Source organism: Vibrio sp. PSi01 (assembly GCF_054960695.1).
On the sequence record NZ_JBHNYN010000003.1, the window covers coordinates 255,586 to 267,993 of the forward strand.

General features: G+C 44.4%; 8 protein-coding genes and 4 tRNA genes. 2 read left to right on the plus strand and 10 right to left on the minus strand.

Going from position 1 to position 12,408, the window contains the following annotated elements; all coding sequences use genetic code 11:
- The first annotated feature begins 165 nt into the window (after nt 1–165).
- Nucleotides 166–1,074, plus strand: a complete 909-nt coding sequence (locus tag ACFI6G_RS06460; RefSeq protein ID WP_010438089.1) for a DUF3943 domain-containing protein — start codon at nt 166–168, stop codon at nt 1,072–1,074.
- Between the two features lie 274 nt (nt 1,075–1,348).
- Nucleotides 1,349–1,861 (plus strand): glycine cleavage system transcriptional repressor, encoded by a 513-nt coding sequence (locus tag ACFI6G_RS06465; RefSeq protein ID WP_010438087.1) that lies wholly within the window; start codon nt 1,349–1,351, stop codon nt 1,859–1,861.
- A 103-nt stretch (nt 1,862–1,964) separates the two neighbouring features.
- Here ACFI6G_RS06465 and nspC read toward each other — a convergent pair whose 3' ends face one another.
- The 10 genes from nspC to uvrY form a co-directional block, all read right to left on the minus strand.
- Nucleotides 1,965–3,098, minus strand: a complete 1,134-nt coding sequence (nspC, locus tag ACFI6G_RS06470) for a carboxynorspermidine decarboxylase (RefSeq protein ID WP_016797533.1) — start codon at nt 3,096–3,098, stop codon at nt 1,965–1,967.
- Between the two features lie 210 nt (nt 3,099–3,308).
- Nucleotides 3,309–4,559, minus strand: coding sequence for a carboxynorspermidine synthase (locus ACFI6G_RS06475; RefSeq protein ID WP_016783873.1), 1,251 nt, complete (start codon nt 4,557–4,559; stop codon nt 3,309–3,311).
- Nucleotides 4,560–4,567: 8 nt separating this feature from the next.
- Complete coding sequence (locus tag ACFI6G_RS06480; protein ID WP_016797536.1) at nt 4,568–7,519, minus strand: pyridoxal phosphate-dependent class III aminotransferase; 2,952 nt, start codon at nt 7,517–7,519, stop codon at nt 4,568–4,570.
- Nucleotides 7,520–8,406: 887 nt separating this feature from the next.
- Nucleotides 8,407–8,482 (minus strand) — tRNA-Gly (locus tag ACFI6G_RS06485).
- A gap of 36 nt (nt 8,483–8,518) precedes the next feature.
- Nucleotides 8,519–8,605 (minus strand) — tRNA-Leu (locus tag ACFI6G_RS06490).
- An 80-nt stretch (nt 8,606–8,685) separates the two neighbouring features.
- Nucleotides 8,686–8,761: transfer RNA gene (locus ACFI6G_RS06495), tRNA-Gly, on the minus strand.
- Nucleotides 8,762–8,798: 37 nt separating this feature from the next.
- Nucleotides 8,799–8,872: transfer RNA gene (locus ACFI6G_RS06500), tRNA-Cys, on the minus strand.
- A 266-nt stretch (nt 8,873–9,138) separates the two neighbouring features.
- Complete coding sequence (gene pgsA, locus ACFI6G_RS06505) at nt 9,139–9,696, minus strand: CDP-diacylglycerol--glycerol-3-phosphate 3-phosphatidyltransferase (protein WP_010438068.1); 558 nt, start codon at nt 9,694–9,696, stop codon at nt 9,139–9,141.
- Nucleotides 9,697–9,742: 46 nt separating this feature from the next.
- The gene (gene uvrC / locus ACFI6G_RS06510) at nt 9,743–11,575 is read right to left on the minus strand and encodes an excinuclease ABC subunit UvrC (protein WP_010438066.1); all 1,833 of its coding nucleotides are present in this window, start codon (nt 11,573–11,575) and stop codon (nt 9,743–9,745) included.
- 15 nt (nt 11,576–11,590) lie between these two features.
- Nucleotides 11,591–12,235, minus strand: a complete 645-nt coding sequence (uvrY, locus tag ACFI6G_RS06515; RefSeq protein ID WP_010438064.1) for a UvrY/SirA/GacA family response regulator transcription factor — start codon at nt 12,233–12,235, stop codon at nt 11,591–11,593.
- Nucleotides 12,236–12,408: the final 173 nt, after the last annotated feature.

Below are 12,408 nucleotides of genomic sequence, written 5' to 3' on the forward strand. Positions count from 1 at the left end.
ACTGGTCTATGGTTGAATTTGGAACAATTCGCCTTTTCACTAATATTAATCATGTTAAACCTAAGGTTTTCTTAGGAAAAGCGATAAATTATTAGTTCCCTAAATCAGGCATTTAATAGATAATTGTGACCCTGATCAATTCCAAACTTTCTCATGGAGACCCTTGTGGCCAAATCACCGTTACTAGCAAAGGTTACTGCTGCATTTTCAATGCTAATGTCAGTTAACTCGGTTGCAAGCCAATACGACTTCGACCAGCCAATCAACCTTTCTTACTCGGATGAATGTGCTCAAGATTACTGTTTTAATGACAACTTGTACACCTACAAGCCTAGTACCAATTACGCACTGAGCGAACCAAGTGACGAGTACGACTTCTCAATCCAACAACCAAAACATTTGTTGGTGAGCCAGGAGAAAGATTGGGATTACCTAATGGGTCAAACCTACACTATTCTTGGCTTAAGTGTCGCGACAGTAGGTCTAATGACTCTTCTCCCTGAAAGTATCACTAAGTGGGATGATGACCAACGTGATATCAGTTCATTAGGTAAAAAGTGGAAAGATAACGTTTCTGATGGCCCAGTATGGGACCGTGATGAGCACTTCTTAAATTACGTGATGCACCCGTATTTCGGTGGGGTTTACTACACCGCGGCTCGCCACGCGGGTTACGATGAATTTGAGTCTTTCCTATACTCTTGGACCATGTCGACATTTTTCTGGGAATACGGCGTAGAAGCATTCGCGGAAGTACCTTCCTGGCAAGATCTCTTCATCACGCCATTCTTCGGTGCCGTTGTCGGTGAAATGATGCTAGAAGCAGAACAAGACATCGTTGCTTCAGGTGGCGAAGTGATGGGCTCTCAAACCATGGGGGATGTGTCTCTATTCTTCCTAAACCCTGTTGGCCATATCCATTACTGGGTAAGTGATGCATGGGGCGGTGACGCAGAAGTGAACCTGAATACTAACCCTTGGTGGGATAACCAAGACGCAGCGCGATTTGCCTACGACGCAGGCGCACCATACGATTCTCAATTTGTTGGTATGAACTTTAAAGTCACGTTCTAAACCAGCCTCCACGTGACTTTCTAAGCCGTTTACTCGTTGCTTGCTAAGCTTCTGAATCACAAATAACAGCGACAACTCTTTCAAAAAGCGGCTCTCTAGCCGCTTTTTTTGTGCCCTACTCTTCATTCTCTTTTTTTGTATCACAGCTTAGTTTCAAAAATTGACGTAGGTCAAACATTGTTCGATGTAAACTTCTACACTGAAATTAAAGAACTTTATCGCATGATATCAAACATTTAATTAGTAACGATTAATTGAGACTTTGGGGGCTGATATGAACAGTACATTTATCGTAAACTTTATTGGAAAGGCATCACCAGCAACAATCAAACAACTTGCTGCGGTTACTCACGAAAACGACGGGAAATGGCTCATCAGTAAAGTGAACTTTATTGAAGACCAAGTCGCAGGCGTACTCAAGGTTCAACTTCCAGCCATCAACGAATCAATTGTCAAAGAAGCTTTCAGCGCCAATACTGACTTGATCGTGCAGTTTGTTGATTCAGACCATACTCATAACGCACAAGATACAATACATCACCTACGACTCGACTCGAACGACCGAGCAGGTATCGTCAACGAAGTAACACATGTATTGGATAGACAAGGGATCAGCATTCTCGATATGGATTGCCACCGAGTCTTCATCGCTGGCGGCGGTGGTGTTAGCTCAAGTTTGTTCACTTCCAAGATCGCCGTTAAGCTACCAATAGAAGTTTTGATTGATGACGTAGTGAATGAACTCGAAACACTCAGTGAAGATACTCGAGTGATGATTGAGAGCTAACAGATAGCGCTTAACTTCTATCTTTTCACTGGTAACATTTATCTAAAAACAAAAAAGAGCAGCTCATCGGCCGCTCTTTTTATCGTTCTAATGCAATGTTTGGTTACTTAACCGACCATTGTGACAATGAACGTTTAAAGTCTTCATAGCCAAACTCATTCAACTTTTGAACTTCGCCACCGCTACGCTCGCAGTAGATTGACGGCATTTTTAGGCCATTGAACCAGTTCAGTTTCACCATGGTGTAACCCGCGCTGTCTAGCAGGTGCAGCTTTTGACCAATCTTAAGTGGCTCATCAAAGCTTGCTTCACAGAACTGATCGCCCGCAAGACATGAACACGAACCAATTACATAGTCATGGCTACCATTTTCTGAAGCTTCCAATACCGATGCCGGTTCATTGTAGATAAGCGTATCAAGGCGGTGTGCTTCGGTTGCTGAATCGACAATCGCTGTTTTCTTCACGTTCTCAACAACATCAACCACTGTCACAACCAAGTCAGTTGTTTTAGTGATGATGGCTTCACCCGGCTCAAGGTACATCTGCACGCCGTGCTTTTCAGAAAAGGCTTTTAGTGCAAGGCCCAACTTCTCGATCTCATAACCCGGCCATGTGAAGAACACACCTCCGCCCATGCTCACCCAATCCAACTTATCTAGGTGATCGCCAAACTGCTCTGAGATTGAATCAAGCAGGCCGATAAATGCATCGACGTCTTTGTTCTCACAGTTCATGTGGAACATTACACCATTAATCTCATCGAAGATCTCAGGTTTGATATGGTCAGCTTGTACGCCCAAACGAGAGAATTGACGCGCAGGGTCTGCTAGGTCTTGTCCTGCGTAGCTCACACCCGGATTTAGACGTAAACCCAACGACGCTTTACCTTCAACAATATGACGGTACGCTTCGAATTGGCTTTGTGAGTTGAAGATCATCTTGTCGCAAATATCAGCGACTTCTCTCACGTCATCTTCACTGTAACCCACACTGTAAGCGTGCGTTTCACCACCAAAGGTTTCGTGGCCAAGTTTCACTTCGTATGGACCAGAGCTTGTCGTGCCATCGAGGTAAGGTTTGATGATGTCAAACACACCCCATGTCGAGAAACACTTCAGTGCCAATACCAACTTCACACCTGAAATCTCTTTCAGCTGCTTAGCTATCTCTAAATTCGCAATCAACTTGTCTTCGTTGATCATGAAATAAGGCGTTTTTAGTTCGTTGTTTTGCATGTTAATACCTTGCGGCCATCGAGTTCACGAAGGCACATGATAATCGAACAAAGCCGACGCTAATGCATCGGCTTGTAATTATACGTTCTTGTCATTCCGAAGACTTTGAATCGAATTCGCAGAACTTTGCCCTTGTAGCTAGGACATCGCGCGGAGTTTACGAATATAAATGAGCACGATGGACAACGCAACGAGGGCAAAGAGCCAGAATTACTTCAAAGTATGGATCAGAGGTAGACCGGCTGTAGGCTCTAGCTCTTGAACGTGCCAATCCAGACCGATTTCCGGCATGGTTGCTAGGAACGGGTCTGGGTTTAGCTGTTCCATGTTGAACACGCCTTTATCAGCCCATTCGCCACGGAAGAACTGAAGTGCAGCCGTAATCGCTGGAACACCTGTTGTGTAAGAGATCGCTTGGTGCTCTACGTCTTCGTAAGCCACTTCGTGGTCTGCGTTATTGTAGATGAATACGCTGCGCTCTTTACCGTCTTTCTTACCTTGAACCCAAGTACCGATACACGTTAAGCCTGTGTAACCCGGAGCCAAAGATGTTGGATCGGGTAGTAGTGCTTTAAGAACATGTAGAGGCTGAACCACAGTGCCATCGTGCAGTGTTAGCGGATCTGGGCTAAGAAGACCGATATCACGCATGCAGTTGAAGTAGTTCAAGTATGCATCACCAAAGCCCATCCAGAATTCGATACGCTTAGCAGGGATGAACTCTTTCATTGAACGAACTTCATCATGCGCCATTGAGTAAACTTTGTGAGAACCACAGTTCGGGAATTCAAATTCAAGCATACGAGAGTGACAAGGTACTTGTTTCCACTCTTCATTTTCCCAGTAGAAAGAATCGCCTTGGATCTCAAGCATGTTGGTTTCTGGGTCAAAGTTTGTCGCAAACTTCTTGCCGTGATCGCCAGCATTCACGTCCATCACGTCAATTGAGTCAATCTCATCGAACAAGTGCTTAACCGCGTACGCTGCAAAGATTGATACCACACCTGGATCAAAACCAGCACCAAGAATACCTGTGATGCCCGCTTCAGCGAACTTCTCACGGTAGCCCCACTGCCAATCGTAAGCTTGTGGTACTTGTTGACCTTCAGAACATAGGTCAACCGCTACCGATGTATCTAGGTAAGATACTTTAGATTGGTAACACGCTTCCATGATCGCCATGTTTACCCAAGGAGGACCAGCGTTGATAACTAGATCAGGCTTAACTTCTTTAATCAAAGCAACAAGCGCATCAACATCGTCAGCGTCTACTGAACGTGCTTCTAGTTTCTTAGTTAAATCTTTAAGGTTGTTTTTACCTTTAATCGATTCGATGATTTTTTCACATTTCGCGATTGTGCGCGAAGCGATTGTGATATCACCCAGTACTTCGTTATTTTGTGCTGCTTTATGTGCAACAACCCAACCAACGCCGCCTGCACCAATTTGTAGAATAGCCATAGTATTAATTACCCTTGTTGTTCTGCTAGCTCAGTGGCTAGAGTCTGAATTTTGTTAATTAGAGATTTGAAATCTGATGTTTTTAAGCACGGGTTCAAGATAGTAAATTTCAGCGCGCTTTTACCATCGACGACCGTTTCGCCAAGAACGGCAACGCCACGAGTCAGCGCCTCCAGTCTTAACGTCTGATTCAGTTTGTCTAAATCAAGAACGCCGTTTGCCGATTGCTCATTGCTAGGCACCGAGCGGAACAGCACAGTAGACAGTGACGGCTCAGCAAGTAACTCAAAATCGTCATGCTTCTGAATCAGATCGGCAACTTGAAGCGTCTGCTCTAAGAGATGGTCGTACATATCGCCCAATTGCTTTGGCCCAACGCTTTGCATCGTCATGAAAACTTTCAGTGCATCGAAACGCTTGGTGGTAGCAATGGATTTATCGACCAGATTCGGCAGCTCATCGTGCTCACGATTCAAGTAATCTGCGTGATGCAGTAAGTACTTAAAGTTCGCTTTGTCTTTGAGCAGCACCGCACCACAGCTGATTGTTTGGAAGAACAACTTGTGGAAATCAACGCTGACAGAGTCCGCTTTTTCGATGCCTTTTAGACGAGCTTTATGACTACTTAAGATAAGCGCGCCACCATAAGCACTGTCGACATGGAACCAAAGATCTTGTTGGTTAGCGATATCAGCTATCGCTTCCAGGTCATCAATCGCACCATGATCGGTTGTGCCCGCCGTGCCAACCACAGCAAAAGGAATCAGACCTTGTGCTTTAAGTGCTTTCACTTCTGCATCTAGCAAGTCAGCTTTGATGGTGCCGTTTGCATTGGTATCGACACAGCACACTGCAGCTTCGCCTAATCCCATTAATGATGCGGATTTTTGAACCGTGAAGTGAGTTTTCTTTGAACATAGGATACGCAGTTTGCTCGCGTACTCAGGTAACCCCAACTTTTGAATCGAGTGACCGTCGTGCTTATCGGCAACCCAGTCTCTTGCTAGCAACAAGCCCATTAAGTTACTTTGCGTACCGCCGCTGGTGAAAACACCGTCAGCTTGTGCACCAAGTTGGTATTTGTCACACATCCAATCCACGACGCGCTGCTCAACATAAGTCGCAGCCGATGCTTGGTCCCATGAATCCATCGATTGATTCAACGCCGCGATAATCGATTCAGCGGCTACCGAAGCCATAAGAGGTGGAGTGTGAAGGTGTGCAATACAGTCTGGGTGTTGCACAAAGATAGAGTTTGCAGCGACAAGGTCTGCAGTGCTATCTACAACATCAGCCAAAGCGTATTGGTTGTTATCGAGATCGACAGCATTGATGGCGGCTTCTAGCACTTTTGGATCTAAACCCGAATAAGGGCTTTCAACCTGTTCAAAAACGGCTTTCATCGCTTGAGTAGTTTGGTTCATCACGCTAGCAAATTCGTCGCTACCGCCTAAACCCGTCTGGATGAAATGCTTGTTCCATTCCTGATTTGATTCTTCGCTTTGTGTTTGGTCTTGTCGTAAACCACCACCCGCTGCGATGATCGCTTCTTCCATGACGCGCAATGCAAAGTCGATCTGCTCAAAAGAGATAATCATAGGTGGAAGGAAACGAATTACCGAACCATCACGACCACCCTTTTCAACCATCAAGCCGCGCTCTAATGCTGCTCGTTGAATAGCTAGGGTTAATTGGCCGTCTGATTGCGGCTCGCCAAATTTGTTGAGTTCGCCGTTTGGTTGCTTGATCTCAGCGCCAAGCATCAGGCCTTTACCACGAACTTCAGCAATACAGTTCACACGCGATTGAATCTTCTCAAGCCCATGACGTAAGTATTGGCCTGCGATGTTTGCGTGCTCAACTAAACCATCTCGCTCGATGATTTCCAACGCCTTAGCGCCAGACACCATTGCTAACTGATTTCCACGGAATGTGCCGGTGTGTTCACCAGCTTTCCAAGTATCGATACTCTTATCGAATACAAGCAACGACATCGGCAGTCCGCCGCCAATCGCTTTAGACAAACATAAGATATCAGGATTAATACCTGACTCTTCAAACGCAAAGCGATGACCCGTTTTACCCACACCACACTGAATTTCATCAAAGATCAGTAAGATGCCGTGTTCATCACAGATACGACGTAGACCTTGTAACCAAGATGCTGGAGCAGGGATCACACCGCCCTCACCTTGTACAGGCTCAACGATCATCGCAGCTGGTTTCATGATGCCGGATTCATCATCATTCAACATACGTTCGATGTAACGAATGCTCGCGTTAGCACCTGCTTCACCACCAATACCAAACGGACAGCGCAGGTTGTATGGGAAAGGCATAAAGTGCACATCAGACATCAAGCCGCTACGACGCTCTTTAGTGCCGAGGTTGCCCATCATGCCCATGGTGCCGTTTGTCATGCCATGGTAAGCACCACGGAAAGCAAACATGGTGTTACGACCTGTGGTTTGCTTCGCTAGCTTGATAGCCGCTTCTACAGCATCAGCGCCTGATGGACCACAGAATTGAAGAACCGAGTTATCTGAAAAGTCTTGAGGAAGAAAAGCTTTAACTCGCTTGATAAACGTCTCTTTCGCTTGAGTCGTGATATCAAGAGTCTGGTATGGCAAACCTGAGTCAAGTTGGTCTTTAAGTGCTTGGTTAATTTCAGGGTGGTTGTAACCCAAAGAAAGTGTACCTGCACCGGCTAAGCAATCGAGAAATAGTTGGCCACGAGTATCTTCAACTAAAACGCCACATGCTCTTTTAATTGCAATTGGCAAGCGTCTTGGGTAAGAGCGAACATCCGATTCATGCTGTTCTTGCTCAAGCAAAATAGCGTCGGGTGTTAGATCGTGCGTTCCTTCTAAGATAGGAACCATAGTTGAAAATGAGTTTGCGATACTGTTGATATCGACTTCAAAGGCGGTAGTCATAAAAGTCCCCTTGAATGTGTTCATACTCACCTCCATCAGACGCAATTACACTCTGTCCCTCTATTGATTTAGAGAGAATTCATAGTGAAACACGCGTATTGTCTAGAAATGAGATATAGCTGTACGCTCGCATAAGTCAAATGACAAATACGAAATTAGGCCGTCTTAGGACAGCAAAAATTGGTTAGCGCGAGCTCAAGGTTCAGTAATACTACTGTTTTGAAGAATTGGGCATTTTTGCAGGATCGGGCAGCTATGAGGAGCTGGTCCCTTTGGAAATGCAGAGCTGATTAGCAATGTAGTTTTAAATGAGTTCAATGTTGGGTTTCCCATTAACATGACGAATTGCGCCATAAGTATCCCGTCTATCAGCTAAAGGACTAGCCAATACCTACCCTACGTAATGTCCCAATCAGCAAGAATGGTCATTACGCGTATCCCCCAGAAGCGATCGCTGCTCTTTTTGAACATCGGTCATTCCGAGATTGCGCGGGAAAGTAACATAAAGTGAAATGAACGATCAATAGTTTTTAATAATAGCTTGATAAATAACAACGGTGATTGAGGAATTGATGTAAATATCGTCAACACTATCGTTTAAGAAAGAGATTCCCGATTCATTGGTTCCTCATGCCCGAGGAGGATGACGAGAATATACAAATGCTAGTACGGTGACTTTAAAGCTGCTAGAGAGGTTTTGAGGTCTGGGCGTCACTCCCTAGAGCGAGGAACGAGTTCATAGAGAATCTCGCTTTTTAAAACTAACTTGTCTAAACAAACTTGATTGCGAAATTTTGAGGTAGAGTTAGAAATAGGTATGAATTTTGAGTTCGAACAACAAGAGTTCTTAAACGTAAAGCTAAACGCCAGAAACCAAAAAGCCCGAACATTTCTGTTCGGGCTTTTTAATTTGGAGCGATACATCGGGTTCGAACCGATGACCTCAACCTTGGCAAGGTTGCGCTCTACCAACTGAGCTAGTATCGCATTTGCTACATCCGTTAAGACGTAGACTTTAATAGATGGTGCCCCGGGCCGGACTTGAACCGGCACAGCGCGAACGCCGAGGGATTTTAAATCCCTTGTGTCTACCAATTCCACCACCAGGGCACGCAATTCTTTATTGCGATGCCGATTACTGAAAAGTAAAACACCATCTTAATGCTGACGCCAATCAACATTACAAATTTTGGAGCGATACATCGGGTTCGAACCGATGACCTCAACCTTGGCAAGGTTGCGCTCTACCAACTGAGCTAGTATCGCATTTTCATTCATGTTCTTTCTAGTAAGAAAGAGAGAATGGAGGCGCCTCCCGGAGTCGAACCGAGGTCCACGGATTTGCAATCCGCTGCATAGCCACTCTGCCAAGGCGCCTTAGTAACTCCAACCGAATCGCTTATTGCCATCCTCTTGGGTACGGGATGCATTTTACGGATTCAGACGATTGAGTCAATATTATTTTTGTATTTTTAATTCGTTTGAATAGATTTCATACGAAACAGCCTAAATAGCTGACTTTATGTGCAAAGCACGCTGTGAACAGGCTCTTCAAAGGAGATCTATATCACATTAGATATCCACTATTGATCACTTAAACTTAGGTTAAAGATCAAAAAAGCGAGCCTCAGCTCGCTTCTTCATCAATGGTGTTTTTCATCCAACAAATCGTCTTTGGCAGCCATCAAGTATTGTGCCATTGACCAGTAAGTAAGAACAGTTGCCACATAAAGTGCAATGTAACCCACCCATACCATCCAATCATCATAGCGCCAGATAAGCACCCAAAGGGCGAACATTTGAGAAACGGTTTTTACTTTTCCAACCCAAGATACCGCAACACTTGCGCGTTTACCGATTTCAGCCATCCATTCACGAAGTGCCGAAATGATAATTTCACGAGCTATCATAGTCACTGCTGGAATAGTTATCCAAATCGAGTGGAAATGCTCAGTAATCAAGATAAGAGCCGTAGCAACCAGTACTTTGTCGGCTACAGGATCAATGAATGCGCCGAAACGAGAAGTTTGTCCAAGTTTACGAGCTAGCATGCCATCTAGCCAATCTGTAAAACCCGCTACCCAAAAAACCATCGCTGCAGCAAAAGGAGCCCATTGATAAGGTAGGTAAAAAACGACAACGAATACTGGGATCAAAAATAGTCTCAGTAAGGACAAAATGTTAGGTATATTCAAACGCATATTATTGGGCTCTTATTAATTGCGCTTTAATGGTGCGGGATTTTTACTATTGTTTCAATGCTTGATAAATGTTTTCTGCCAAAGAATGACTAATGCCCGGTACTTTGGCTATTTCTTCGACAGTTGCACGCTTAAGTTCTTGTAAGCCACCCATATATTTCAGCAAAGCTTGACGACGTTTAGGCCCCACACCTTCAATTCCTTCCAAAGCACTCGTTCTTCGCGTTTTACCACGTTTCGCTCTATGCCCTGCAATCGCATGATTATGGCTTTCATCACGAATATGTTGGATAAGGTGTAGTGCTGGCGCATCACTTGGTAAATTGAACTCTTCACCTTCAAGGGTCACTAAGGTTTCCAAACCAGGTTTACGTGTTACCCCTTTCGCTATACCCATCATTCTTGGTCGAAACGGCCAATCGTCCCAATATTGAGAAATAATCTCATGAGCACGATTCAGTTGGCCCTTACCACCATCAATGAAGATGATATCTGGGATCTTGTCGACATCAAGTTGCTTTGAATAGCGCTTTTCAAGTGCCTGAGCCATCGCGGCGTAGTCATCGCCTCCAGTAATACCAGTAATATTGTAGCGGCGGTATTCCGGTTTAACGGGGCCTTCCTGATTGAACACTACACAAGAAGCTATCGTACTTTCACCCATAGTATGACTGATATCAAAACATTCCATGCGCTTGATAGCATCCATCGACAACACTTCTTGAAGCTCTTTGAAGCGTTGGTTGATGGTCATCTTATGATTAATCTTGGTGGTAATTGCCGTTAAAGCATTGGTATTCGACAATTTAAGGTAACGACCTCGAGTCCCTAAAGGATTGGTATTGAAGTGGATCTTCCGACCCGCAACTTCACACAAAGCTTCTTGAATCGGTGTGACATCTTCCATCAAATCGGCGTTGAGAATGAGGCGAGTTGGTATGGTTCTCGCTTCGTTATGTGCGAGATAATATTGACTTAAAAAGCTCGAAAAAACTTCTTCTCGCACCGTATTGTTGGGAATTTTAGGAAAATGGCTTCTACTGCCTAATACCTTACCTTGACGGATCATCAAGATATGAATACAAGCCACGCCATTCTCTTGAGCAAAGCCCAAAACGTCCATATCTTCCATTGAATCATCAGATACGTACTGTTGCTCTTGCACCCGTCTAATCGCTTGGATTTGGTCGCGGAAAGCGGCCGCTTGCTCAAAGCGAAGCTCTTGGCTAGCCTTGTCCATTTTGTCGATAAGCGTTTCAAGGACGAGCTTGTCTTTCCCCTGAAGGAATAGACGAACGTAGTCGATAAGCTCGCTGTATTCTTCATCAGAGATAATTGAACTGACACATGGCGCAGCACAGCGGCCAATTTGATACATCAAACACGGGCGCGTTCTGTTGGCATAAACCGTATCTTCACACTGGCGAGCAGGAAAAATTTTTTGTATTAAGTGTAACGTCTCACGCACAGCGCCAGAATCAGGATAAGGACCAAAGTATTCACCTTTTTTCTTCTTAGCACCGCGATGCATCGACAAACGAGGATGCTTATGGCCACTAATAAAAATATAAGGGTACGACTTATCATCACGCAGAAGTACGTTGTATTTCGGTAAATACTGCTTGATGTAGTTGTGCTCAAGAATAAGAGCTTCTGTTTCCGTATGAGTCACAGTGACATCGATTTTGTCGATATTACTGACTAGAGCACGTGTTTTTTCACTGTCTACTTTTTTACGGAAATAGCTGGAAAGGCGTTTTTTGAGGTTCTTAGCTTTACCGACGTAAATAACGACAGCCTCGGCGTTATACATTCGATAAACGCCAGGCTGCTCTGTTACTGTCTTAAGGAATGAGACTGAGTCAAACAAGTTGGTCACTATACGATCTCAGTGTTAAAGGGTCTCAGTGTCTAACATTCCATGTCTAATCGCTAAATGCGTCAACTCTACATCACCACTGATATCCAGTTTGCTGAACAAACGGTAGCGGTAGCTGTTAACTGTTTTAGGACTTAGATTGAGTTGTTCCGAAATATCCGTCACTTTCTGACCTTTGGTAATCATCATCATGATTTGAAGTTCACGTTCAGATAAGTCTGCGAATGGATTTTCAGACGCAGGCGAGAATTGGCTCAAAGCCATCTGCTGCGCAATTTCTGGTGAAATGTATCGTTGGCCACTGTTGACCATTCGAATAGCATTTACCATTTCATCCGGACCTGCACCTTTAGTAAGGTAACCTGCAGCTCCAGCTTGCATCACTTTAGTTGGAAACGGATTTTCCGTATGAACAGTTAAAACGATGATTTTAATATCAGGGTTGAAACGCAAGATCTTCTTGGTTGCCTCTAAGCCACCAATACCAGGCATATTCATATCCATCAAAATAACGTCAGTATTGTTAGTACGACACCATTTTGCAGCATCTTCACCGCTTTCAGCTTCCCCTGCTACGTTCATTCCACGGACGTCTTCAATAATACGTCGTATCCCTGTGCGAACCAGCTCGTGATCATCTACAAGGAAAACATTTATCAAACTTGTATCTCCACACTATTAATTGGCTCTGCAACCACTGTGTCGTTTCATCTGTTTGAAACAATTAAACAAAGGAACAGTGGATCGCAGCATCAAGTACATCTTAACTTAATTAGTAAAAAAAAGCTCTGTTGAATATGTGCTGAAACACGAACTTTAGCAAGTACTTATTT